19 protein-coding genes and 3 pseudogenes are annotated in these 25425 nt (G+C 59.0%); 11 read left to right on the top strand and 11 right to left on the bottom strand.

Annotation, left to right across the window (positions count from 1 at the left end):
- Positions 1-268: 268 nt before the first annotated feature.
- Positions 269-883 (top strand): hydroxyethylthiazole kinase, encoded by a 615-nt coding sequence (locus FMA36_RS17110; RefSeq protein ID WP_010511769.1) that lies wholly within the window; start codon positions 269-271, stop codon positions 881-883.
- Here FMA36_RS17110 and FMA36_RS17105 read toward each other — a convergent pair.
- From FMA36_RS17105 to betC, 4 genes are read right to left on the bottom strand one after another with little or no spacing between them, the layout of a single operon-like run.
- A complete protein-coding gene (locus FMA36_RS17105; protein ID WP_159264185.1) occupies positions 880-2130 on the bottom strand; it encodes an MFS transporter in 1251 nt (416 codons plus the stop codon). The two genes, FMA36_RS17110 and FMA36_RS17105, sit on opposite strands and share 4 nt — an antisense overlap.
- On the bottom strand, positions 2127-3917 hold the full coding sequence (locus FMA36_RS17100; protein WP_240906616.1) for a TonB-dependent receptor: 1791 nt from the start codon (positions 3915-3917) through the stop codon (positions 2127-2129). Before FMA36_RS17100 ends, FMA36_RS17105 begins: the two co-directional genes overlap by 4 nt.
- The gene (locus FMA36_RS19590) at positions 3839-4528 is read right to left on the bottom strand and encodes a Plug domain-containing protein (RefSeq protein WP_240906615.1); all 690 of its coding nucleotides are present in this window, start codon (positions 4526-4528) and stop codon (positions 3839-3841) included. The genes FMA36_RS17100 and FMA36_RS19590 overlap by 79 nt, the downstream gene beginning before the upstream one ends.
- A 10-nt stretch (positions 4529-4538) precedes the next feature.
- Positions 4539-6071: a choline-sulfatase gene (gene betC, locus FMA36_RS17095; RefSeq protein ID WP_110560939.1), complete on the bottom strand. Its 1533-nt coding sequence runs from the start codon at positions 6069-6071 to the stop codon at positions 4539-4541.
- A gap of 121 nt (positions 6072-6192) precedes the next feature.
- On the opposite strand from betC, the gene FMA36_RS17090 reads away from it, so the two are divergent.
- Positions 6193-7119 carry a LysR substrate-binding domain-containing protein gene (locus FMA36_RS17090; protein ID WP_110560940.1) on the top strand — a complete coding sequence of 309 codons (927 nt, stop codon included), beginning with the start codon at positions 6193-6195 and terminating at the stop codon, positions 7117-7119.
- A gap of 169 nt (positions 7120-7288) precedes the next feature.
- Positions 7289-7645, top strand: a pseudogene (locus FMA36_RS17085) (IS3 family transposase); the annotation flags it as partial.
- Here FMA36_RS17085 and FMA36_RS17080 read toward each other — a convergent pair.
- Positions 7571-7933 (bottom strand): MFS transporter, encoded by a 363-nt coding sequence (locus FMA36_RS17080; protein ID WP_346766534.1) that lies wholly within the window; start codon positions 7931-7933, stop codon positions 7571-7573. The pseudogene FMA36_RS17085 and the gene FMA36_RS17080 overlap by 75 nt on opposite strands.
- A 324-nt stretch (positions 7934-8257) precedes the next feature.
- On the opposite strand from FMA36_RS17080, the gene FMA36_RS19815 reads away from it, so the two are divergent.
- Complete coding sequence (locus FMA36_RS19815) at positions 8258-8419, top strand: SDR family oxidoreductase (protein ID WP_346766533.1); 162 nt, start codon at positions 8258-8260, stop codon at positions 8417-8419.
- Positions 8420-8595: 176 nt separating this feature from the next.
- Here FMA36_RS19815 and FMA36_RS17070 read toward each other — a convergent pair whose 3' ends face one another.
- Positions 8596-9447, bottom strand: coding sequence for a helix-turn-helix transcriptional regulator (locus FMA36_RS17070; RefSeq protein WP_159264183.1), 852 nt, complete (start codon positions 9445-9447; stop codon positions 8596-8598).
- Between the two features lie 94 nt (positions 9448-9541).
- On the opposite strand from FMA36_RS17070, the gene FMA36_RS17065 reads away from it, so the two are divergent.
- A complete protein-coding gene (locus tag FMA36_RS17065; protein WP_159264181.1) occupies positions 9542-10429 on the top strand; it encodes an SDR family oxidoreductase in 888 nt (295 codons plus the stop codon).
- Between the two features lie 66 nt (positions 10430-10495).
- On the opposite strand, the gene FMA36_RS17060 is transcribed toward FMA36_RS17065, so the two are convergent.
- On the bottom strand, positions 10496-11557 hold the full coding sequence (locus FMA36_RS17060) for an aldo/keto reductase (RefSeq protein ID WP_159264178.1): 1062 nt from the start codon (positions 11555-11557) through the stop codon (positions 10496-10498).
- A 103-nt stretch (positions 11558-11660) separates the two neighbouring features.
- Between FMA36_RS17060 and FMA36_RS17055 the strand changes: the two genes are divergently transcribed.
- Complete coding sequence (locus tag FMA36_RS17055; RefSeq protein ID WP_159264177.1) at positions 11661-12200, top strand: TetR/AcrR family transcriptional regulator; 540 nt, start codon at positions 11661-11663, stop codon at positions 12198-12200.
- Positions 12201-12309: 109 nt separating this feature from the next.
- Here the strand turns inward: FMA36_RS17055 and FMA36_RS17050 are convergent, their stop codons facing one another.
- The 3 genes from FMA36_RS17050 to FMA36_RS17040 all read right to left on the bottom strand — a co-directional run bounded on the left by FMA36_RS17050 (position 12310) and on the right by FMA36_RS17040 (position 15285).
- The gene (locus FMA36_RS17050) at positions 12310-12450 is read right to left on the bottom strand and encodes a hypothetical protein (RefSeq protein ID WP_159264175.1); all 141 of its coding nucleotides are present in this window, start codon (positions 12448-12450) and stop codon (positions 12310-12312) included.
- Between the two features lie 731 nt (positions 12451-13181).
- Entirely contained in the window at positions 13182-13958 is a 777-nt protein-coding gene (locus FMA36_RS17045; protein ID WP_159264173.1) for a segregation/condensation protein A, read from the bottom strand.
- Positions 13948-15285 (bottom strand): site-specific integrase, encoded by a 1338-nt coding sequence (locus tag FMA36_RS17040; RefSeq protein WP_206065356.1) that lies wholly within the window; start codon positions 15283-15285, stop codon positions 13948-13950. Before FMA36_RS17040 ends, FMA36_RS17045 begins: the two co-directional genes overlap by 11 nt.
- Positions 15286-15718: 433 nt before the next feature.
- Between FMA36_RS17040 and FMA36_RS17035 the strand changes: the two are divergent.
- The 5 genes and pseudogenes from FMA36_RS17035 (at position 15719) to FMA36_RS17015 (ending at position 23736) form a co-directional block, all read left to right on the top strand.
- Positions 15719-17160, top strand: a pseudogene (locus FMA36_RS17035) (tyrosine-type recombinase/integrase).
- Between the two features lie 86 nt (positions 17161-17246).
- Positions 17247-18094 (top strand): annotated as a pseudogene (locus FMA36_RS17030) (ketopantoate reductase family protein); the annotation flags it as partial.
- Between the two features lie 428 nt (positions 18095-18522).
- Positions 18523-20304 (top strand): ATP-dependent nuclease, encoded by a 1782-nt coding sequence (locus FMA36_RS17025; protein ID WP_159264171.1) that lies wholly within the window; start codon positions 18523-18525, stop codon positions 20302-20304.
- Complete coding sequence (locus FMA36_RS17020; RefSeq protein WP_159264169.1) at positions 20297-22081, top strand: ATP-dependent helicase; 1785 nt, start codon at positions 20297-20299, stop codon at positions 22079-22081. The genes FMA36_RS17025 and FMA36_RS17020 overlap by 8 nt, the downstream gene beginning before the upstream one ends.
- A 542-nt stretch (positions 22082-22623) precedes the next feature.
- Positions 22624-23736, top strand: a complete 1113-nt coding sequence (locus FMA36_RS17015; protein ID WP_159264167.1) for a hypothetical protein — start codon at positions 22624-22626, stop codon at positions 23734-23736.
- A 252-nt stretch (positions 23737-23988) separates the two neighbouring features.
- On the opposite strand, the gene FMA36_RS17010 is transcribed toward FMA36_RS17015, so the two are convergent.
- On the bottom strand, positions 23989-25383 hold the full coding sequence (locus FMA36_RS17010) for a hypothetical protein (RefSeq protein ID WP_159264165.1): 1395 nt from the start codon (positions 25381-25383) through the stop codon (positions 23989-23991).
- Between the last annotated feature and the right edge of the window lie 42 nt (positions 25384-25425).

Below are 25425 nucleotides of genomic sequence, written 5' to 3'. Positions count from 1 at the left end.
TGAAAATTAACAGCCGGTTGGATGCAGGCAGACACAAGCCATACGATAGTTCTGGACGCGTCAATCAGACTACATGCTGATTCTGTATTGCGGCGGGGCTGACTCTGGCCACGGCGGCGACCCATCTTCCCTTCAGGCGCCTGTATGATGATTCGATGAACGGATGGACCGTCGATCCCGCGTGCCCAGTGGCATGCCTCAGCTAACCGATAGGCTATGAACCGGCCAATGCTCGCCGGTATGGCCTGGTGAAACAGAAAGGATCGTAATGGATGCGCGTTCTTGGACATCCCTGAGCGTACGTGAGGAATTCGTGTGCTTCAAAGCACGCAGGCCGTTCTGCTACGGCATCACGAATTACATCGCCGCCACCCTGTCGGCCAACCTCCTGCTAGCGGTCGGGACCGGCGCGCCAGCCCACGATCAGGTCGTGTGGGATTTGCTGACGTTCCGTCCGACCGCGATCCGGGATAATGCTTCGGAACTGATCGCCCTGGCCGACGGCACAGGTAGCGGGCGCGGTATCGGTACCACGTTGACATCCGATCAAGCCCAACCTTTTCTTCAGAATCTGGCCGCGCGCACCAGCACGATTGCCGCAGTCAGCGGTCCGGTGGACTATATCACCGATGGTGTGACCACTCTGACCCTTTCCGGGGGAGACGCTCGCCTGACACTTATGTCACCGGGGCGGGGCGCACTAGGCGCTTACAGCGGCGTTATTGCCAACGCGGGATCCAAGCCAGAAGCGGTGGCTGCGGCCCATGCGCTGTATGCCGAAGCCGCGCATAGAGCCAGTGCAGCCCGCGAAACCGTCAGCTTCGCGATCGCGTTTATCGATCATCTCTCCGTGATCGAGGTTTATTTGCCTCAGGATCCCTAAAAATAGGTATCTAGTCCTGATCGTGCATATACCTGCTTATTTTTACGCAATCGATGCTGGGACATGGAGCGATTACGGATCCTGCCATGCATGCTAAAATAAAGACCGACAACCAGCAGGGTGCTGACCAGACAGTTGCCCATGCCCAGCAACCCAACGCCAAGGAAATGCCCATTGCGCCCAAGCAACCCGGAAAGCGGGGTCACACTGGCCTGTGATATCATCCACGCCCCACTGCACAGGGTCGCCAGCCTGCCGCTCGGATCCATGCGGCAAGCGATGCCGATCAGATTGGGATAAATGAAAAACCACAATGCATAATTAAGCAGGAACGCCGTGCAGAAGGCGGAAATGCTCCATGGAACGGCCTGCACGACGCAAGCCAGCGCGGTCAGGAGGACGGCGGGCGCCAGCAGACGGAAGGCTGCCCTGCCATCCCCCAGCAGCGAGCCTGCGATACACATTGCAAGGCCACCTATATTGGCAACCGCCGCAAGCCAGCCAAACGCCGTATTCGTCAATCCAGCCAGATGCCCCACATGGGCGGAAAATGGCCATATGGCCAGACTGCCACTGGTATAGAAAACAACGGCGGCAATGATGAACCGGGAATGAACACACGACCGTTCGCCTGACCGGGTTATGGAAACACGATGAGACCGGGGTATGCTCGATCGGGAGGTCGTAAACCCCATAAGGGGTAGGAGGAAAACGACCAGCAGCGCCAGAAAGCCGAATACCCCTGTCCTACCCCCGAGTGCCGCCGCCTGCGGCAGAAGCAGGCTGGCGATGGTGAACACCACGGTCTGCACGATCATGACTAGCGACAGCCTGCGTGCGGGCGCATGCGACCGGGCTGAGCCGATATTGACCACAGCATTTAGCATGCCCAGTCCCGTCCCGGCCAGCAGGCGCAATGCCAGTAGTATACCATAGCTGGCCACAATGGCAGAAGCACCTTGAGCCATGACGACCATGATACCCGCCACCAGTGCCACCCGGCGCAGGTGTAGACCCGCAGCCCATGGCGAGATACCGAACATGGCCCCGGCATAGGCCACCATTTCGACCGTGCTCCAAATTCCTGCCTGAAAAGTGTTGAGGTGTAGGTCGGTCATGAGCGCACTGACCGCGAACGGTCCAAGCGAGTTCATGCTATGGGCCGCGCAGTCAGCGGCGCTGATACCCACCCATTCCCATCGTCCGGCAGTCCCCGCTGGTGCGCGAAGTTCGTTGGTACTGGTCATAGGGAACGGAAGACCTCAAAGCCAAAGCTGCGCAGTTCACCGGGATAGCGGCTGATATTGCCGTTGAAAAATTCCCCAAATGCATTAGTATACGTCAATTGGTTGGTGATGTTATGCATCCAGAAGGCCACTTCAGTTTTCTTGTCCAGCGAATGCCAGGCTACGCGTACATTGCCCATAAGGACTGGTTTCTGTGAAAAAGCGTTGCGGACAAGAGCCTGCGCCTGCGCGGATGAAAGCAGCGCACCCGGTGTGGTGGGCGTGACGTCTGACCATGCCTGAAAACGGTAACGGCTGGTGTAACGCCAGTCTGTCTGGAAGGCGAAGTCACCGAATGAGACGGGCAATGTGTAACTAAGCAGCAGATTGGCGGTGACACGCGGCGCGCGCTCCAGCGGTTGTCCGGACAGATTGACCGGATTGCCGCCATTGAACGGCGTGGGCGCGCTGGCATTGGTAAAGCTGGTGTAATGGGCGTCCTGATAGGTTACACCAAATGTCGCGAGAAAATTGTCCAGCGGTCGTACCTGCCCCTCGAACTCGAAGCCGTTGGATACGGCGCTGGCGGCATTGGTGGTGTGCGTACCGGTATTTTGCAGGATCGTGACCTGCATGTTGTCGTAGTCGTAATGGAAGCCGCTCAGGTTGATCTGGGCGCGTCCCTTCCATAGCCGGGCTTTGACTCCACCTTCGTAATCTGTCAGCGTTTCCGGGTTATACAGGCTAAAATCAGACGCCGTGGCGACATAGGTATTGTAATTGCCAGTACGGAACCCCCGCGCATAGCGCAAATAGCCCATGATGTTGCTGTTGAAGCGGTATTTAAGGCTGGCGTCCTCACTGTCCCTGTTGAACGTCTTTTTCAGCGTCGGCCCGCTGATGGCGCTGCCTGTCGCGGGATCGATATAGGTGTTCGTATTGGTGTTGATGTAGGTCAGCACCCGGTCGGATGTATTATAGGGGTTGCCAGCCTGCGTGGCATAGGCCCACGCCTCGCCATTGGCCTGACGGGTTTCCGATGTGAAACGCGCGCCGACATCCAGCGTCAGCCTGGGCATCAGGTCAACCGAAATGGCGGAAAATACGGCTGCATCCTGCGTGTTGATATTGAAACTGGACGCGTTGCCGCCCGCGCCAAAATCAACCGGGCTGTAGAGTGGCTGCTGGCTGTAGGACTGGGTCAGGTTGCGCATGTAATAGACACCGCCGATGTAGCGTATCTTTTTGCTCTGGGGCGATGCGACGCGGATTTCATTGCTTAGCACACGCGCGACGCCGCCGATGTTTTCCTGATAGTCGATCGGGGCAGGACTGGCGTCATCGTCGGAAAAGACATTGAAGTGATTCCATTCCAGCCCGAAAATATCCGTCAGTGTCCAGCCATGGGCAAAGGCGTACTGTGCATTGACCGACAGCCCCGACCGGCGCGTTGTCGCGTCACTCCGGCCATTGTTCTGCAGGTTGCGGGCCGATGTCTGGGCATAGCCCTGATCATCCTTTCCCCCGGCCAGCAGGCCCACATGGTCCAGTTCCACATCGGTCTTGTTGCGCCCGATATGACCTTTGACGAGTATGCTCAGATTATCAGTGGGCTTGGCCAGTATCTCGCCACGCATGTCGTAATACTGGTAACCGTTGGCATCTTCCTTCCGGTAACTATCATGGTATTGGCCGGAAAAATCCTGGTTGGTGATGGCAAAGCGCGCCATCAGGCGATCCTTGACAATAGGGCCGCCAATCGCCCCTTCCTCCCCCAGCCGCCCATAATTGCCAGCCGTGCCCCGCACGTAGCCGTCCAGATGATTGGTGGGTCGTTTGGTATAGTAATTGACGGTGCCCGCTGTGGTATTCTTGCCCTGCAATGTGCCCTGCGGGCCACGGAATACCTCGACATGGTCCAGATCATAGATCGGTACCCCTGCGAGGCCCCACTGTCCAGAAACACGTCATCTTCCGACACGCCGACCGCCGTGGTCATGTTGGCCGAGAAGTCATTCGTGCCGATACCGCGCAGACGATAGCGCGGATTGGCGGAGCCTGATGTGGTTTCGGCCATAAGCCCCGGTACGTCATGGGCCAGGGTCAGGGCATCCCGCACGCCCGTAGTCTGCAATGTGTTGCCGGACAGGGCGACGATGGAGGCAGGAATGGTGCTTGATCGCTGGGTCCGCCGCGTGGAGCGGACGGTTATTTCCTCCACGCCGCCTGCGTCTTTCCTTGCCGGTCTGCCGCTGGCCATCGTCGTTGCGGGAGCATGGCGCGGCGATTTTGCCCGTTTTGCGGCGGGTTGGGTATCGGTCAGGTCTGCCGCAAAGGATGCACAGACGCAGAGCAGCGTGCCAACCGAAAGGGCGAAGGCGAATGTCGTCACATACGACAGGGTGGGAATACGGTTCATGGCGAATGTCTCACCGGACGCTGGGAGGATAAAGGCGCGCTTCAGCCTCAAGCGTTTCTAGAGGCTTGTGATTACGGATGTATGCGTTGTGGGCATTAGGCAGGGGCTGGTAGTCCCAGTGCGTACAGGTCCCCATCGCCAGCGCGCGGCTGACCAGTTGCCGCCGTTTCTGGCTGGCAATGACATCGCGGGTAATGCGGGCATAATCCCATTTCTTGTGCGTTTCTTCCCTGAAGGCCGCCAGTATGGCTACCGCAGCATTGCTGCCATTCAGATTGCGGGTTTCATCCGGATCATCGTTCAGGTCGAAAAGCTGGTCGGGTTCGCCGGGGGTATGGATGAACTTCCATTGCCCGCGGCGAATCATGCTCACGGGCGCTGTCGTGCCTTCCCCGCAATATTCGCCAAACACGCCATCATGGCCGCCTAATCCATTCAGATGGGGAACAAGGCTGCGGCCATCGGTGCGGGGTGCAGGTGGCGCTCCCGCCAGTGTGCACAGCGTCTCTCCCACATCCACCAGCGAGACCGCATCGCGTACGATGCGGGGACGGAAAAAATCCAGGCCGCTGAATATCAGCGGCACGCGCGACGCCCCTTCATGAAAGGACATCTTGTACCACAGACCGTGCTCGCCCAGCATTTCACCATGATCACTGGTGAATACAATCACCGTGTTGCGGTCCAGCCCCGTTTCCTGCAGCACCGCGCGCAGCCGTCCTACCTGATGGTCGATATAGGAAATCGCGCCGAAATAGGCCCGCCGTGCACGCAGGGCTGCCTGTGGCGTCGCTGGGTCGGCCGCAATGCCGCACGCCTCACGTATGCGGATAACGGCGGGATGAGGATCCTGTGCAAGGTCCACCTGAGGCGACGGAATGGGGACATCAGCATACCGGTCCCACCATTCCTGCCCGATATTGAACGGGTCATGTGGATGGGTGAAGGAGACCAGCATACAGAACGGTCGCCCATCGCGCGTACGGGCCAGATCATACAGCTTGCGGCGGGTGGCGAAGGCGACTTCCTCGTCATAATCGATCTGGTTGCTGCGTACGACCGGACCGGCCTGATGAACTGAATCCATGGAATGGTACCAGTCAGGCCGGATTTCCGGGTGCAGCCAGTCAGGCACCCAGCTGAAATCGGCAGGGTAGATGTCGGTTGTCAGGCGTTCCTCAAACCCGTGCAACTGGTCCGGCCCGACAAAATGCATCTTGCCCGAAAGGATGGTCCGGTACCCTGCAAGTCGTAGCCGGTGGCCGAATGTCGGGGTATCGGCGTGCCATTCACAGGCATTGTCATATACGCCGCTTATGGTGGGCAGGAGGCCGCTCATGAGCGCGGCCCGCGACGGACCGCATAACGGGCTGTTGGTATAAGCGTTACCAAACACCACGCCCTGCCCTGCCAGATCCGTCAGGTTGGGGACGATGACGGGCGATGGATCGCGACCGCCCAGAACTGCGGGCAGCAGCGCCGCCGTTAACTGATCTGCCAGCACTACAAGGAAATTGGGACGGTTGGGCTGCTGCTCGGGCATGGTTCTCTTCTCACGAATATACAACGAACTAAGATAGTGGTTTGTGTTATGGACTTAATATGCGACATTAAATGTGATTTGTGATGTTGTTTTGTTCTTATATCTTGTATAATTAATAATTATGACGGATTACACGGTTGATTATCTGATGGGCAATGCGCGGGTGCTCGAAGCGGCAGGCCGTCTGGGCAGTTTCAGCGCTGCTGCGGCCGAACTGGGCATGACCCAGCCCGCCGTCAGTCAGCAGATTGGCCATATCGAACGTGTCGTCGGTATGCCGCTGTTCATGCGCAGGCATCGCGGGGTTGCGCTGAATGAGGCTGGTCGCACGCTGGTCGCCGCGGCGTCGGAAGCACGGGCCACCATCAGGACCGCGCTAGAACAGGCTACGGCCGTTAGCCGGGATAGGGCCCTGAATGTGCTGACAGATTATGGTTTTGCCGCCAACTGGCTGATTTCCCGCCTGCCGGATTTTGAAAAAATCTGTCCGGGCGTAAAAATCCAGATCCTGACAACCCAAGCGCTGCAGGCCCAGCCCCCCTTGGGGATAACGGCGGATGTCTCCATCCTGTTTGAGGCTGCCGTCCGTAAATCAGGCGAAAACCGCATTACGCTGTTTGAGGAGGAAGTCTATCCGGTATGCAGCCCCGCCTACGCGCGCACCTATGGCCCTTTCACGACACTGGCTGATCTGGGACGTGCACATCTTTTGCACCTGAATGGACACGAGAACCTGTGGTTTACATGGACGGACTGGTTTGCCCGGATGGACCCGGATCTGTCAGCACGGGGCAGCCAGAAGACGGCGCGTTTCCGGACTTTTGGCAATTATCCCCTGCTGCTGCAGTCTGCCATGCAGGGGGAAGGCATCGCGCTGGGGTGGCGGCCGCTGGTTGATACCTGTCTGGAAAGCGGCGTGCTGGTCAAAGTCTGGCAGAAACCACTCAGAAGCCGCAGGGGCTATGTGCTGACGGCCCGCACACCGCGTAGTAGCCAGGCTGAGCTGTTCTGTGACTGGCTTGTCAACCTCAGCCGCATGAATATCTGACCAGAATGTCCGGCAAGAACCTGTCCAGGACTGATGGAATAGTCCAGCTCGGCTTCTTCCAGAAACTGAACTGCCCCGGGTTTACCGGAGAATAAACCCTATGGCCGATTGACCCAGCCCCCTGAAATGCCCTCGATTTGAAGTAAGGTCTGTCCACTGGAGACAGACGATGAAAAGATCACGTTTCACGCAGGACCAGATCATTGGGATCCTGAAGGAGCATTAGGCGGGCGCGACGGCTCAAGGCTCCTGAAGAAGAGAACGCGAAGCTGAAGCGGCTCCTGGCGGAGAGCGTGATGGACATCTCGACGCTGAAGGACCTGCTGACAAAAAACTCGTGACGCCCGGTTTGCGGCGGGAGGCCGTGACCTGGGCGATGACCGAACGGGATTACTCGCAGCGGTGGGCTTGCCGCCTGATCGGCATGGACCCGAAGACGTGGCGCTATGCGTCACGCCGCCCGGATGATGCCGAGGCACGCGGTCGGCTGCGCGATCTTGCGGGCGAACGACGCCGGTTCGGCTACGCCCACGCCGACGGCCGTGAAAAGCAGCAGTCCATAGCTGCCACCATCAAGGCGAAGGAGCAGGACGATCGTCAGAAGCGCCAATGCCATTATCATGGAGCGTCTCAGGCCAAGTCGCCGTTCCAGCATATGCCCAAGCGGAGACAGACCGCCCATGCATAGGACTGGAAGTGTGGTCAGCAAGCCCAGTTCGGCGTTGGAGATGGCAAGAGTTCGTGCGATTCGGTCGAGGATGGGAGAGAGGGACGCAATTCCGGTACGCAGGCAGATACCGGCACCGAAGATCATCAGCCAGGGCAGAAGCGTTTTCGCACAACGTGTCATGCCCTCTACTATACAGGCTGATTTTTTATCAAGCGCTCGACAGAATGCCATAGACTATCGAGGATATGCCAGATGAAGCAATCCCGATCCCTGCAGGCCAGCAGTCTTGCTGATCGCACACCGCCCACAGAGCTACGTCCAGTGCGCGTGCATGCGGAGCATCATGTGGAAGCTGCGGATGTCGAGCCTCATTGTCACGCTGGTCTTGGACAGCTTCTGGCGATCACCCGTTTCCAGGAGGTAGCAGCCCAACGGGGACTGGCGGAGAAAGATACGCCATGACCCGAGATCGAGGCTGCCGTTCTGCCAATTTTTGCACAGGTTTCTGTTGGCTATGTTGCAACGCCGGAAGATATAGCGAACGCGGCAGTCTTTCTCTCAAGCCCGCTTGCAGCTTATATCACGGGAGTTAATCTGAGAGGGGGTGGAGGCATGTTTCCGGATTTATAAACAGGCAGACGAAATTAGATCGATCCTTTCAGTAAATTAGTATACTACACCAACATTGTATTGATTGATTACGAAATCTGGGCGGTAAAGAACCTTACTTTTGGTGTCAGATGTTGTTTTCCCGGATAAACGGCTGGAATTGGTATTTCAGGCGATAAATATTCGGACAGAAGCCACTACACACCTGCTACGCTACGGTGAGACAGGACGGCTTCCCCGAGCTTTTCGGCGTCCGCCAGTGTTGCCGGGTTGTAGACGACCAGCGTCAGGTCTGGCCGGCCATCGACCGAAAATGTGGAATGTTCGAAGGCGAAGGAGCCGAGGACCGGATGGTCGATGTGCTTGACGATGTCGACCGGTGCCTCGGTGACGCTATTCTCATGCCACATCGTATGAAATTCGGGGCTGAGCCGGCAGAGTGCCGTCACCAGGGGAGTGACCTCATCCGCCGCGCCGGCACGCGCTGTTTCGATCCGAAAAGCACTCACCACGTAGCGTGCCATGCTTTCCCAGTCGGGCTGCATGGCGCGGGAGCGCGGGTCGAGGAAGATGATCCGCAGGATGTTGCGTTCCGCCGGCGGCAGGGCGCCGTAATCCCCCAGCATGATGGTCGCCGCCCGGTTCCAGGCTGGCACATCCCAGGTTGCGGTCCGGATCACCGCCGGGCTGGGATCCAGTGCGTCGAGCACGCGTTGCAGGCGCGGCGTGACGGTGCCGTTCTTGCGATACCGCGCATCGGGTGGGCGCCCGAGGCCGAGAAGGAACAGATGTTCGCGCTCGACGTCGGTCAGCATGAGGGCGCGGGCGATCCGATCCAGCACGTCGGCTGATGGGGCACCACCACGCCCCTGTTCCAGCCAGGTGTACCAGGTCGGGCTGATGTTGGCCCGCTGCGCGACCTCCTCACGCCGCAGACCTGGCGTGCGGCGGCGTTCCGAGGGAAGGCCGAAGGCAGCCGGATCAAGCTTCGCGCGGCGATCTTTCAGCCAGGTACCGAGCCGCTTTTCGACGTGCTGGTGCTCGCTCATCCTGTTAATCTTTATAATACGATAAGGTCACTACTTTACCAGAATAGGGCATGGACCGAGATTTGTCTTCATCTGAAAACGGGAGACTTAGCTCATGCGTGTATTCGTCACCGGCGCCACCGGATTTATCGGTATGCCGACCGTCAGGGAACTGATCGCTGCCGGCCACGAGGTACTTGGTCTGGCCCGTTCGGATGAGGGGGCTCAATCGCTTGCCGCCATAGGCGCTGAGGTGCAGCACGGTGCGCTCGAGGATCTTGACAGCCTGCAAAAGGGTGCGGCGGCTTCGGACGCCGTGATTCACCTGGCGTTTATTCATGACTGGTCGAACTTCCTGGCAAGCTGCGAAACGGATCGTCGCGCCATCGAGGCAATCGGGTCCGCGCTTGCCGGCTCCAACAAGCCGTTTCTTGCCACGGGAGGACTGGCGGGACTGGCGCCACCTGGCCAGGTGGCGACCGAAAAGGATGTGATTCCGTCGGACTTCCCGTTCCCGCGCGTGTCCGAACAGACGACGCTGGCGCTGATCTCGCAGGGTATCTGCGCTTCAGTGGTGCGTCTGCCGCAGGTCCATGACCGGGCCAAGCAGGGCCTCATCACGCCGCTGATCGAGACGTTCCGTCAGAACGGCACCTGCGCCTATGTGGGCGATGGGAGCAATCTCTGGCCTGCGGCGCATGTGCTCGATGTTGCCCGTCTTTACAGACTGGCTATCGAAAAGGGGGCGACAGGCACCGCCTGGCATGCGGTGGCCGAAGAGGGGGTGGCGATGCGCGATATCGTCGAGACGCTCGGCCGTCGCCTGGACCTGCCGGTCCGATCGATCCTGCCGGATGAGGCACCGACTTTCTTCGGGCGCTTCGCGATGTTCGCGGGTTTCGACATGCGGGCCTCCAGCGCACTGACGCGGCAGACATTGGGATGGGAACCGACCGGTCCGGGACTGATTGCCGATCTTGCGCAGCTTGAAGTCGCGGGCTGATGCCTGCAGAGAAGGACGACGGTTTATGACCGAAACGGGAACGGTGCTGATAGCAGGCGGTTCGGGTTACTTTCTTTCGATGAGATCTGGCGTGTCCTTTTTAAATCCGCTGACCGTTTCCAGGACCCGGGCGAGCGCGGCCGGGTCGGATATACCCTGGTCATCACGACGCGGCGTATAAGGAGCTTCCAATCGCTTCGCTTCATCGTCAGTGAGGGCGATTGAGAGCGCTGCGATGGCATCGTCGATGTGCTTGGGCTTGAGCGCTCCGACGATGGGGGCGGCAACAACGGGCTGGCGGCGCAGCCAGGCGAGCGAGATTTCCGCCGGACTGACGCCGCGTTCGGTTGCGATGGCGTTAACCGCATCGATGATCTGACGGTCGGCGGCGGCGGTGGCCTCATTCTGCTCAGCGCCTGCGGGCTCGGTTTCACTTCGCCTGGTGGTCGTTCCCCAGGGACGCGCCAGGCGGCCGCGTGCCAGTGGACTGTAAACGACGGTCTGCACCCCCTCATCGGCGCAAAGCGGTAGCATCTCACGCTCTTCCTCGCGGGCGAGAAGGTTGTAATTGTCCTGCATTGAGATGAATCGCGTCCAGCCGTTCGTCTTTTGAAGATGCAGCGCCTTGGCAAATTCCCATGCCATCATCGAAGACGCGCCGAGATAACGCACCTTGCCGGCTTTTACGAGGTCGTGGAGCGCTTCCAGCGTCTCCTCCCAGGGGGTGGTCTGATCGCGGCGGTGAATCTGGTAGAGGTCGATGTAATCGGTGCCAAGCCGCCGCAGGCTGTGGTCCACCTCGGTCATGATCGTCTTGCGCGACAGGCCGAACGCATTGGGACCGTTGTGCATGGGCGCGCAAAGCTTGGTGGCGATCACTACGCTGTCCCGGTTCACGAAATCCCTGAGCGCCCTGCCGACGATCTCCTCGCTGTTTCCGTTTGAGTAGAGATTCGCGGTGTCGAAGAAGTTGATGCCGCCTTCGAGCGCATGGCGGATCAGCGAGCGGCTGGCTTCTTCGTCAAGCGACCAGCGAGGATGACCCACCGCGGGGTCTCCGAAGCCCATGCAACCGATACAGACGGGCGACACTTCAAGGCCGGAGCGGCCGAGTTTCACATATTGCACAGAGCGTCCTCGCAGAGTAAATAAACGGATAACTCTCCGCTTATTCATTAGCGGAGATCTCTCCGTTTGGTCAAGGGGTATGATGGCTGATCCTGACATAAGATTGCGCGCCGACGCGCAGGCAAACCGCGACCGCATTCTTGACATCGCGCGCGATGCATTCGCCGCAGATCCGGGGGTGTCTCTCAATGCCATAGCAAAAGCGGCCGGGGTGGGCGCCGGTACGCTCTACCGCCACTTTCCAAGCCGGGAGGCGTTGTTGGTGGGCGTATACCGCAAGGAAATTGACGCGCTGGTGGGTCTGGCCCCAGACCTGCTCACCAAACATCCGCCGTTGCAAGCTTTGCGACTGTGGTGCGATCGCTTTGTCCAATTCGGCGAGGTGAAACACGGCGTTGCCGATACGCTGAGTTCGGCAATCTCCGAAAAAGATTTGCGGGAAACCTATTGGCCCATGGTCGGCGCGGTCCGCCAATTAATGGAAGCATGCGAAAAACGGGGCGAAATACAGTCGGAGGTCCATCCTGAAGATGTCTTGACGCTACTGGCGTTGCTACTACGAATTTCACCCACTTCAGACGGGAAGGCGCAGATAAGGCGAATTCTCGCACTTCTCTTTCGCGGCCTCGGTACTGAAGCGTAGCTGATTCCACACCACCAGCTTGCTAAATACTGCGTGAAAACGAGTGCTGGAGACGGGGCAGATTTGGCGTCTCCTGGCCGATGTAGTCAGGATCCTGCGCTGTTCGTCTTCAGGCACGCTGACGTATGGCGACCGGCAGGAAGATAATCAGACTAAAACCAATGGCCGTCGAAAGCACAAGGCCGAGCGATGTCGTGCTGGTGTAGGGCAGCGCACTTGTCGCGGCCGTCCCGATTGCCGCGAACGCCATCTAAAGGAAGCCCAGCAGGGCGGACGCCAGACCCGCGCGTGCGCTGAAATCCTGCCTGCGCCTCAGTGCGGGAAAGTGCGTGTAATGATACCGGCCGTCTTCCTGTCCTGGCATAATTTTGACAGCCTGACGTGTCCGGTTACGCTTTCAGATGAACCGTAGCTGGACCTTCCGCTTCCCCCGCATAGCCGTCATCCCAACAGGGCCATCATTTCGGGAGTGTACGTGTGACCCCGACTGCGGCCCTCTCCCCTACCCTTTTTTGTACTGCGCCCGCGTGCGCCGGGGCACGCCCATCTACGCCTACTTACGAAGCAGTTGGTTGCGGGTGTCATGGACCCCGATTTGAACCTACGGGAGCCAAGTCATTGAAATAATGGTGAATTTGATAGGCGCGTGGTGTGTGGCGCAACAAAAAACCCCGCCAAGTCAAGGACTTAGCGGGGTTTTGAGGGTGTTTCTGGTTGCGGGGGCAGGATTTGAACCTACGGCCTTCGGGTTATGTGCCAGAAAGCCCGTACCGGCGCGAGTATCGTCGCATCTCTCTCGCACGGGACTCATCGGTAATCCCACGCAGGATATTGAGGGATACTTCATTAGACAGACGCGGTTTCTCATGAGCAATACGCAGTGTAGCATAAACTCAGTCGTGTAGTCCCATTCCTTCGCATGCGAAAGCGGATCTAATGGCGAGATCCTGACCATTCCTGAGAGTCTGCAACCGCTATACATCACGCCACGGGAAATTTAATCATATCGATTGACGCATCTCCCGCCCGCACCAATTCCAGCCCAGCCACAAATGTCGCAGCCACAGCCGTTCGACGACCAATCGTTCCCTCAGGCTCGGTAGACGCCATCGCGGGAACACAGCCCCATATGTTCCGGAAAGTTCCGTTTCTCATTTTCGCTCGGATAAAGGCCAATGCATCGCTCACACGCCAGTAGGAGGGCACATCGATCCGATAGATCGGGACGGATGTCTCGACCCGTGCCAATTCGTGCTCCAGCGTACCGAGACAGGCTTCCATTAGACTGAAATACGTCCCCTGCCTTCCCAAAACGCCGCTCTTCACGGCGCCCCTGCCCCGCGCAAAAACCGACACCCCAAGCTGTGGCTTCGCTTCCAGCCAGTCTGCCGCTGCGCGCATCTCCAGCATCCCCTCGATCTGGCCGACCGTCCGGCGCACCTCTTTTTCGGCAAGCTGTTTTTCCGCCTGCGTGGCAAACAGTAGCCGCGAGCGCAGGAACACCAGCCGGGCGATCCAGATCACCCAGTCCGCGCGCTGCATGAGCGGCGTCGTGCGGGCCAGTCGCTCCGCCTCAGCGACAAACTGGGTCGCCAGGTCCGCGATGGACAGGACGCCCAGATCCAGGCGCTGCCGTTCCGCCAGATCCAGCAGCAGGTCCAGCGGCCCGTCAAACCCCTCGACATGAAACTCCGGTACCAACGGGCGCGGTAGCCGACGCGGCGGATCACCCCAGTCTTCGTCCTCGTCAGGCGGCATCGGCGGTCTTCCCGGTACCAGCACGCGCGTACTGCGGTCGGATGTCGAACACCAGCTCTGGCCAATCCGTCCGTACCCGGTCCAGCGCCTGCCACGGCGTCCACTCCGCCGACCAGAAGTTGTAGACCAGCCGGGCACTGCGGCGGGCGCGCTGGTCGCGCACGGCTTCGACCTCTACCCGGCGCAACGGCAGTAATGTGCCCCACTGCGCCTGCAGCCAGGCTGCCGCCGAGCGGGAGTCCGACCCGGCTTTCAGAACGGGACCGGGAACTGGCACCAGCCGATGCAGGTCAAAGGCACAGGCGGGCGTGCCTGCCGCCTGATGCTGCAGGGCAATCTGATGCAGGCGCTCGGATGCCTGCCGCAGCAACCGGGCCAGCGTTACCGCCTGCGCCCCCATGCCCGCCATCAGTGCCAGCAGGCGGGCCTGTTCGTAGTCGAAATCCACCTGCCAGGGAATGATCCCCGGGCCCTGGGCCGCCGCCCGGAACCGGGCCACCGCGTCCACCGGACCGCTTACCGTGAACGTCGTCCGGATCCAGTCCGGGGCCGGTCTCAGCATGCGTTGACGCGCTGGCGTCCGGCCTGAGGACTCTGGCGGGGATCCCGATTTTGTCCGGCGCGCCCGTGGGGACGGCCGATCCGGGCGCCCCAGCGCCCGGTCCAGCACAAACCGGATCCCCGGCACCGAAAGCGGATCCCCGACCGTGCCATGCGCATCGATCCCCCGGAACCCTGCCCCCCAGCGCAGTTGCGCGGCATCGCGCCAGGCGGCCCAGGACCGCACCGGACAGACCTCCGGATCCCGGCGCCGCCGCAGGCGACGCAGCTGGTGGCGCCCGGACCGGGGCCGCAGCAGGGCGACGGTCATGCCGTCTGCTGTGTCGCTGATGTCTTCCACCGTCAGCCGGGCCAACGCCTCGGCGCCGATGTCCAGCGTGGCCGCCAGCAGCAGCAAAGCCCGGTCGCGCAGCCCGGGCAAATCGGGCCCACAGCGTCGCGCGGCGGCCAGCAGGGACGCCGCATCGACCCCGGCCCCGGTCCGGCGCACCCGCGTAGCGGGCAGGGTGACATCGAGGCCCTCGCCATTGGCGGCACACCACGCCGTCAGCGCCGCGCGATCCACCACCAGGCTCTGCCGCGGCCGTCCCGCCTTCGCCCGGGCGTCCAGCCACGCTGCCACTACAGCTTGGCCGACCGGAAAGCAGCCGTCGACGGGCCGGGTCCCGACGAAAGCGCGCCAGGAGGCCGCATAGGCCCGCGCCGTAGCGGGCGACAGGCCGACCGGCGACCGCGCGGCCTGCAGCAGTCGGCCGGTCTCAGCCATTCTGATCGGATCCACGATTTTCCGCCCCGAAATCCCTGCGGGTCGGCACCGGGCGGGCGTCCAAAGCAGGCCGCCTGCCCACCGTCAGCGGGCAAACGCGCCGCCTGATCCAGACCAAATTGAGGCGTCCCCGTTTCATGCAAAATGTCGTATCACGTTAATGATTTTTAAAGAACGAAAAAGCGTCAAAGTGATCCTGAAAGGTTTGGTTTTCCGGACTTTCTGCTCCCTCCCCTCCTTGCCGAGCAAAATCCGACTGATCAAACTCCTATTTCCGATAAGTTATCTTGTCGGAAGTAGACGAAAATTTCCAAAATGCCTGCTAAAATCCCGAAATGCGCCTGTTTCCGAGCCTTTTCGCCACGCCTGTCTGCGGACTCCTTCCCTGCTGCCTAGGTGACCGTCAGGGGTCATACGCGCAGGCAACCCTGCCATGCTGAGCGACGTCCGGATCCTCGGCACCAGCAGGCAAGCGCAGGCCGCGCTGCACGCCCGCGTTGACCCACTGACACGACAGCGTCTGGCCGAGACACAGGATCCGGCGCGCTGGCGCGAAATCCTCTCGACCGCGCGGTTCACCCCGCCCCTGCCCCTGCTTCTGGCGGGCATCGAATTGCCGGACGGGACCTATTCCCCGGATACCCCCTCGCCCAGAACGTGCCGTATGCGTCGGCTGCCCAGCAGATGGCTCAGGACCATGTGGCCGATGTTCCATCGGGGTTCGAACTGGCTGTCGGACTGGAAATCGATGATGGCATGCCCAGCTTTCTGGCCTGGTTCCGGCCGCTCCAGCCCGTACCCTGTCCCGGGACGGCAGACGCAGCGCCCCCTGCGCCCGTCGGCCAGCCAGCCGCTGCCGTCGCGCAATGGTTTTCCGTCGTCTCGGCACAACCCGTCCCCGAACATGATGGCCGCCTGGCTACGGCCCGTCAGGCCGCCGATGCCTATATGCACCGCAGCAAGGCCGAGAACACGCTACGCACCTATCGCGCGGCCGTGCGGTCCTGGTGTCGCTGGGCGGCCGGTCATGCCCTGCCCGCCCTGCCGGCCCGCGGTGAGGATGTTGCCGCCTATCTGGCCGACATGGCGCTGCAGGGGCGCAGGACCAGCACCATCGACCTGCATCGTGCCGCCCTGCGTTACCTGCACCACCTGGCGCAGATTGCCGTACCCACCGCCCATCCGATGGTGACCGCAACGCTTGCCGGCATCCGGCGGGAGGCAAAGGAGGTCCTGCCCCGCCAGAAAACCGCGCTCACCTGGGACAGGTTGGTCCGGGTCGTCGCGGCCATCAGTTCCCATGATCTGGTCGGTGCGCGGGATCGGGCCATTCTTCTGCTCGGTTTTGCCGGCGCGTTCCGGCGCTCCGAACTGGCCGCACTGAAGGTGGACGACATCACGGTGGACGAGGATGGCATGCAGATCCGGCTGGGCCGGTCCAAGGGCGATCCCCAGCGCAAAGGCGCGCTGATCGGCATCCCGCGGGGCCTGACCCGGAACTGCCCGGTTCTGGCATACGAGACCTGGCTCCGGCAGGCCGGGATCACGGAAGGTCCGGTCTTCCGGCGCATCTGGTCCGCGCGGGGCCACAGGGCGGGAACCACTCCCGTCGGAACCCCGCCCAGGATCGGGCCGCACGCCCTGTCGGACCGGGCAGTCACGGACATCATCCGCAAACGCTGCGGTGACACCCACCTTGAGGGGGACTTTGGCGGGCACAGTCTGCGCCGCGGGGCCATCACCACGGGGGCGAAAGACGGGTATGATCTCCTGGAGCTGAAGCGCTTCTCGCGGCACAAAAGCCTTCAGGTCGTCGAGACCTATATCGACGAAGCCAGCATCAAGGCCCGGCACCCGGGAAGATCGAGATTTTGAGCCTGTCTTGACCCCTGCCGCCAGAGCGCTTCAACTCGCCTTCAACCGCAACACGTCAGGGCGGATCAAGGAGAGGAAACAGCGTGATGGGTTCCAGAATTCTTGTTGTCGGCGCCGGCGCCGTGGGTGGGTATTTTGGCGCGCGCATGGCCAACGCCGGGCATGACGTGACCTTTCTGGTGCGCGAAAGGCGCCTGCAGCAGCTCCGTGCCGGGGGCCTGTGCCTGATCAGTTCCGTTGGCAACGTCACCATCGCCCCCCGGATGGTGATGGCCGGTGGGATTGAGGGTCCCTACGACATCATCCTGCTCAGCGTAAAAGCCTATTCCCTGACGGGTGCAATGAACGATTTTGCGCCTGCGGTGGGATCGCGAACACGGATTGTCCCGTTGCTCAACGGCATGCAGCATCTTGATATTCTGGCAGACCGTTTTGGCCCTGCCGCGGTCATGGGGGGACGTGCTTTATCGTCAGCAAGCTTGATACGCAGGGGCGCATTATCCAGACGGGTTCCCTCCCCCGGCTTTCCGTGGGGGCACGAGAAGGTAGTGAGACGCCAGCGGCGCGCAGTATTGCGAAAATCCTGTCGGGTCCCGGATTTGAAACGGTGTGTTCCACCCACATCCTGCAGGACATGTGGGACAAATGGGTTCTGCTCGCCTCCCTGGGCAGCATCTGCTGCCTGATGCGCGGAACCGTAGGGGATGTCGCCAGCCAGCCAGCAGGTCGGGCCTTTGCGCAAGCGGTCATCCATGAATGTGCGTCAACGGCTGCCGCTGCCGGCTATCCCCTGCGGGATGCCGCAGTGAAGGGCACTGTCAGTCTCCTGACGAAAACGGACTCCACCCTGACGTCCTCCATGTTCCGGGACCTGCTGCAGGGCGCTCCTGTGGAGGCGCAGCAGATTATTGGTGACCTGGTCAGGCAGGCACGAGGCACCGGCAGACATACGCGCTTCGGAGATCATGCCCTCCTTGTTCGACGATAATTTTCCGCGCATGAACAGCTGGAATGGAACGTCTGATTGGGAGGGAAAGCGGTATGTCGGTAATTGGTGAGGAGTGATCGAAAGCTGCCAATCGGTCCGTTGGAAGCAGACCGTCGGCAACGTCCTTCCATCTCAGTCATCGGAGTGAATAGTCGCTTATCCCGTAGGCGGATATTCTGACACGAGCTTTTGATACCGGTGAAGCTGCAGAAAACCGTGCATTAATGTGCAATATCATAACCTTCCGGTTGTGACACTCTAGGCCCGCATCCGACATCCACTAGCGAATCTCGAGGACGTGGTTGACTTCTGGCCTCCAGCACTAAAGCCTGCGCTCAGCGTACAACCAATAACCGACCGCGGAAGGAGAGATAGTGCATCTGGCTAAGCTGAGCATCCGCAACTTTCGCAATTTCCAGGCAGTCGACATCGCGCTCGCCGGCAATGTCGTGCTGCTGGGCGAGAATCGTGTGGGCAAGAGCAATCTTTTGTTCGGGTTCCGCTTGGTTCTCGACCCCACGCTTTCGGATGCAGCGCGTCAGCTTAAGCTGACCGATTTTTGGGACGGCTGCGACCACTCTGGCAATCCGGCGATCGAAGTGCATGTCGATTTCTCAGGCTTTGACGATGATGATGCGCTAATCGCACTTCTGACCGATTTTCGAACGGCGGCCGATCCGGGCACCGCGCGGCTGAGTTATGTTTTTCGCAAGAAGGCGGACGTTATCGGGCCGCCGAAATCGAGCGAGGATTGTGAATTTCTGGTCTACGGCGGCGGCGATGAGGCTCGTGCCGTTCAACCACGTGTGCGCCGACGGATCGCGATCGACCTGCTCGACGCTTTGCGAGACGCCGAAGGCCAGCTAGGTTCATGGCGCAGTTCGCCCCTCCGGCCTCTGCTTGAGGATGCGGTTGCCGCCGTCAGCCAAGCCGAACTGAGTGGTGTCGCCGCCGATCTCGAAACCGCGACGAAGAAGCTTGAGGCGTTCCCTTCAGTCCAAATGCTTGAGGCGTCGCTGAGATTGGGCATTCTCGACCTAGCTGGCTCTGCCCACGATATTGACGCGCGCCTGCGTTTCGCGCCTGCCGACCCGCTGCGCCTGTTCCGCGCAATCGCGATGTTCATCGACGGCGGCAAGCGCACCCTTTCCGAAGCCAGCCTTGGCTCCGCCAATGTCGCGCTCATCGCACTGAAGCTCGCCGAGTTCGCCTGGCGACGTGCCAAGAACGAGCGCAATTTCTCGCTGCTCAGCATCGAGGAGCCCGAAGCTCATCTCCATCCCCAACTGCAGCGCGCGGTGTTCGAAAAGCTCTTCAATGCCGGCGATCCAGCCCAAGCGCTCATCGTCACCAGCCACTCGCCGACCTTGGCGGCGGTCGCGCCGCTCCGCTCGATCGTTCAGCTGCGGTCGCATGCCGGCGCGACCCGTGCTTATTCTTTGGCCGCGCTGCCGGTTACGCCGGACGAGCTCGACGATGTCGAACGCTATCTGACCGCGACCCGCTCGGAGCTCCTCTTCGCGCGCGGCGTGCTCTTCGTCGAGGGCGATGCCGAGGAGACGCTCGTGCCAGTCTTCGCCGATGCACTCGGCAAGAAGCTCGATCGGCTCGGCATCACCGTCTGCAACGTTGCGGGCGCCAATTTCAGCCCCTATGTGAAGCTTGCGGTCAGCCTGGGGCTGCCCTTCGCGGTCATCACCGACTGGGATCCGCTTGACGGCACTAAATTGCCACTCGGGCTCACCCGTGTGCTGAACCTGTGCGACGATGTTTGTTCAATCTCCGGCCAACCCCCAATGACGCCCGCCGACCGGCTTAATTGGGAACTCTCGGATTTCGCCGACTTCAGTGCCGCTTGGGCGAAGATCGGCTACTTCCTCAACGACCAGACCTTCGAGGTCGCCGTGGCGGCGACGCCGGGCCTGCAGACTGCGCTGCTCGACATTCTCGACGAACAGGGCTTCGGCGCAGTCCGAACGCGCCGGATCGCCGCTTGGCGCGCCGGGACGCCGGTCGAGCCGACTCAGTTGCTGGCCATGGTCGCTGATATCGGCAAGGGGCGCCTCAGCGCCAAGCTTGCGAAGAAGATGCCACTTGGCGTTCTCCCGCCGGCCTATATCACCGCTGCCATCCAATTTGTCGCCGACCGTGTCTAACAGGAAGGCGCTCGCTGAGGCCTTGGCCGAACTCGACCGCAATCTCGAACAAGGCGTCGCTGTGCGCGAGCGTGGTCACTGCATCGTGCTGGCGGGGCCGGGCAGCGGCAAGACCAAGACTCTCACCACCGCGATGGCTCGCGCGCTTATCCAAGACGTTGTCGATCCTCGCGGGGTCGCTTGTATCACCTACAACAACGAATGTGCGATCGAGCTCGAGATCCGCCTTGCGCGGCTCGGCATTCATGCGAGCGAGCGCAGCTTCATCGGCACCGTCCATAGCTTCGCGCTTACTCAGGTGATCACGCCCTATGCGCGCTGCATCCCTGGGCTGCTGCCGGCTGAGTTTCGCGTGGCGGATACGGTCGAGCGGCGCGCAGCGGTCGAGATTGCCTATCGAAGTGTATTCGGCGAGGACCAGTTCAACCCGCACGACCGGTGGAAGTTCGCCGAGGAGAAGAGGCGACGTAACGTCGATCGTGCGTTGCCAGACTGGCGCGGCCAAAATCCAGAGCTCGCCCAGTTCATCGAGGCCTACGAAACGGAGCTGCGCAACCGCGGGCTCATCGACTTTGACGACATGCCGCTCATCGCCTTTCGTATGATCCAGTCGCACGCCTGGATCCGCGACGCCTTGCGCGCACGCTTTCCCGTTCTATTCGTCGACGAATATCAGGATCTAGGCCACGCACTCCATGAGCTTGTCCTACTGCTCTGCTTCGAGGGCGGCATGCGTCTGTTCGCTGTCGGCGATGCCGACCAGTCGATCTACGGTTTCACCGGCGCCAATCCCGAACTACTTCAGAGCCTGCTAGCGCGGCCGGATGTCCGCGAGGTACGGCTGCGATTCAACTATCGTTCGGGCGCGAAGATCATTCGTGCTTCGCTCGGCGCGCTCGGTGAAGAGCGCGACTATCGCGGGCTCGACGATGCTCCAGAAGGCGATCTCGCCTTCTGGACAGTGAAAGGCGGGCACGATGCCCAAGCCGGCGCGATCGCTGCAAGCGTTCTTCCCAAATTGCTCGAGCGTTACCCGCATGAGGAGGTTGCGATCCTCTACCGGGCAGCTTGGCTCGGCGACAAGGTCGCCGCCGCGCTCGACGAGCAGGCCATCCCCTATGTCCGCACAGACGGCAATGCGCTCATCAAGCGGAGTTCACGCCTCGCTCGCTTCGTAGAAAGCTGCGCCTCTTGGGTCACCGGCGGCTGGCACGAGGCCGACCCACCTTATGCACGCCTGCTCGGCCAAGCGCTGGCGCTCGTGTTTGACGGTCGCGTGAGCGATGCTGAGGAGCAGACCGTCTCCCGCCAGCTCATAGCCTTCCTACGCAGCGGTATCGGCGCAAGCGATAGCGCACATGTCTGGCTCCAGCGCTTTTCGTGCGAGTTGCTCGCGCCTTGGCGCAAGGTTGCGCGCAATCCCCAGCAGGAGTGGGAAGTACTCGCAGACCTGATTTCCCGAACCAATCCCACACAAGACAAGGACATGCCGCTCAACGTCTTCGCAGGCCGGATCGAGGGCAGCGGTCGCGTCAGCTTGAGCACGTTACACAGCGCCAAGGGGCGCGAATTTGACGCAGTGATCCTATTCGGCATGAACGCCGGCGACATACCGTCCAACCGTGACAAGAAATCGCCCGGCTCGCTTCGCGAAGCCCGGCGGCTCTTCTATGTGGGTGTCACCCGGCCACGCAAGGAACTCGCAATCGTCTTTCAGGAGCGCAATTATTCGCCGTGGGTCGCCGAGCTGTCTCGGCGCGGCAAGGGCGATGCATAACAGGCGGTAAAAAGCGCTTCAGCTCAAAGTAATCCCTAACGATAGCGACCCAAGGGCCGTCGTTGGAGCCGACCGGGCGGCGTGCCAGAATTAATGAGCAGGATTTCCGCCAACGCGTCGTCGCGAGTTGACCACTCTAGGCCCGGCGAGAAGCAACTGCTTATCCAAGTACAGCCATCCCGGTTTCCACCCTTTTTGAAGGTACCACGGTTTCACAACTGAGCAGTTGTGAAACCGTCTCGCACAAGCTTCTGCCTCTTCCTATTGCGAAAGGTCGGAAGCAGGAAAGCCGATTGATCCTCGCAGTGAACCCTCGCCCAAGGAGAAGCTGATGTCGGCTTTCGGAGAAACACCATCACCAACTGAATGTCTGCCGTGAGGGCGACTGCGACCCGTCTGCTCAAGATTGCCTAGCAGACAAGCAGCTTTGGGGGGTAAGCGGAATGTCCGCAATCAGTCCGATTAGACAAAAATCAGACGTTATCTTGACGACGAATGATATCCCAATCATTCTTTTCCAAAATAGATGGAGCCAATGTTAAATGTCAAAACTCATACATACATTTAAGTCAAGCTATACTGATAGTGGGTTAGTCGAGATAACACCAGAAATCATCTATTCGAATTACAAAAAAAATTATGCTACAAATATTATATTGGATACGAATATATTGATTGACATTGAGGATGCTTATCAAAGCGGAATTCGCCATAAAAAGCTCAAAGAAGCTGGTGTAATTGATTTTGTAAAAATAATTAAAAACAGAAAATCTAAAAACGTTTTCTTAGCTCCTGCATCTGCCTATCAGGAGGTTCCTGCAAACAGAAAGAAGTCAATCGAAAGCGCATTCAACTTATTTGTTAAAGATTATCTTCCGAGTTTTTCTGATGATCCGAATGCTACAAAGGTAGAGATATCCGAAGAAAATAATTCAGATTATTTTTTCGAAGATATTGATCCCATATACCAGAGTCTTATGGCGTGTTCTTATGCTTCTTTAATTGCAATCCATATTATAGACGAATTCAAAGAACTAACAGAAGTAGAAAAATTTCAATCATATTTAAAATTTGTCTCTGATTGCTTAGACTTGGTTAGTCTAAAGGAATTAAATATAGCAAGATATGTATTCGCGCCCGAAAAAGGAATAACAGAAAATTTACGTTGTAGAATTGTCGATACTAGAAAAAACTTTTCCAAAATCAAGAAAAACAAAGAACTTAACGGTCCAAAAAAAATAATGAAAATGGCTTTAAATGGGGCCATGGATCTTCGCATACTAAATGCTGCGGATATCGTTGACTCTACGAGTGAGGTATCAAATTTCACGGAAATAACTATGGATGTCTGGATTGCCACCAGCGACGAAAAATTATTTAATTTTTGTCGATCTTGTCCTGGAATTATTAAATCAAAATCGGGAGGAGCATTGGCAAGACTAATGGAAACTCATCAAGATATTAAAGGAACGAATTACTGGGAGAAAACTACTTCTATCATTCAAGAAAACTCTGTTAAGAGACTTGATAGGATCGAGAAAACTCCAGATATGGATCGTATTGTGGGCATTGCGTGTGATCTCGATAAAAAATTAAAATCCAATAGTATAAATAATTATTTTTCTGAAAACTTTTTATGTAAGACTGACGCATAAGTTGAATTCTCTCTTTTTGCGTTCCTCCAAAGCAGCGTTGCCAATTTTTACGTCTTCTATTCCGAAAGGCATTCAGACGCTTCTGTGACTGATATGAGGCGTAAGCGGAAAGTCAGCGGTTAACTTGGAATACCAGAAAGCTGACATTTGCTTGTCGGGCGCTTGAGGCTCTGTTGCAAAGTTGGTACTGCCGCCTGAAACCACTGCTGTTTTGGTTGGACGTGGGTTCTTGGTGATCCGCTCGCATGGTCTTCAGCCATCTTCACCCCATTTGAGCGCAATTCTGCCAATTCTTCTCAGAAGGCTAGAGTTTTCTTGTTCTAGGTTTTGGCCCAGCGGCCGATGCAGCAGCAGGTGCTGGATTCCAGTACGCATCTTCATCTCGGGGTGCGTGCGCTCTTTTCGTGCTGAATAATTTTGGTCGTTTTCGAAGCCCATGGTTTCGATAATAATTTCCAGGGGATTCTCCTGTTGCTGATCTCGGGTACAGTGCAGGATAAAGTCGGGGATACAACAGAAGGTGCAGGTCTCCGCGTTATCGTTGTCGTCTTCAACAGGCGCGAGCGAAAACAAGGGTTTCTCGAGATCAAAGCTCAGGCCTTGTTGTTTGCCCGCTACCCATTCGCAAGCCTTGTCGATGACCTTGAACGTAGAACGCTCAGCGTTGCTGTCGACAGGAAATAAACTGCCTTTATGTAGGCACGGATGCAGGTAAGCGCGGATTACCTCCATGCCGTCTCCGGATGCGTTTTCGCTGATTAGGCACAAAGCGATGTAGGGCGAACGCGCCGTCTGCTCAACAGTCCTTGGTTCCTCGCCAAAAACCCTGACACTGGCGTTTCCACACGGAATTGGGCAACGTCCGTCCCCAACCGGAAATATCTCGTTGCCATCAGTATGGCTGGCGATGAAGAGCATCAATCCAAATGGGATATAGTCTCCAAACTCGTCCCGGCTTTGAAGCAGGCTATCTTTCAGATCGTTAAAATAGGCGGTGTCCGTTTTAAGAAAACGGGAAGCTTGAATTCCTGGAGACACCTCGATTCCGTTCGCCGCGGACCGGATGGCCGCGAGCTGGTCGCTCAAGGACAGGCTTCTCCTCCAGACGAATTTCTGCGATTCCTGGTCACGCACCCGCCTAGGAAGTTCAAGGCGATTGAGTGCCGCCCGGTCTATCAGCGTCATCAACAGGCGCGCGAGCGTGGAGCGCTTCTCAGCAGAATGCGAGTGCCGTTGCCTGATACCGCGCGGGCGGGAAGGCGGCCGGGCGCGCCGGGAACCTAAATTGATGTTCCCCTCTACTCGGCTGAGCGAGCGATTGATGCTACGCTGATAACCTGGAGGGCGGGCGAAATCGCATTCGACGTCATGGTCGGCGCTGCCTTCCTTCAGACGGAACGTTGCTCGTTCTCCTCTGACCGGTACCATGATTGGCTGCTGTTCTTTTGAACAATCGCACTGCAACCAGCGCTCTCGATCCGCCAAGCCAATAACCGTCGCGCGCGCAGCTTCAAGGTGCTCTGGCTTGGCGAAGCGCCCAAGGCCCAGGCGAAGTGTCAGGTCATCGTCTTCAGAAAGAGCTTCTTCAGAAAGAGCTACAGTATGTGACGATCTGTTTTGCGCATTCTTACGGAAGCTTTTGAGCATCTGACCTCACTTTCGGTTGCAAAGAACCTCGATAAAAGCAAA

Origin of the sequence: Komagataeibacter xylinus (assembly GCF_009834365.1) — a bacterium.
In the GTDB taxonomy this organism is placed as follows: Bacteria; Pseudomonadota; Alphaproteobacteria; order Acetobacterales; family Acetobacteraceae; genus Komagataeibacter; species Komagataeibacter xylinus_D.
This window is presented reverse-complemented; position numbering and strand designations above follow the sequence as displayed.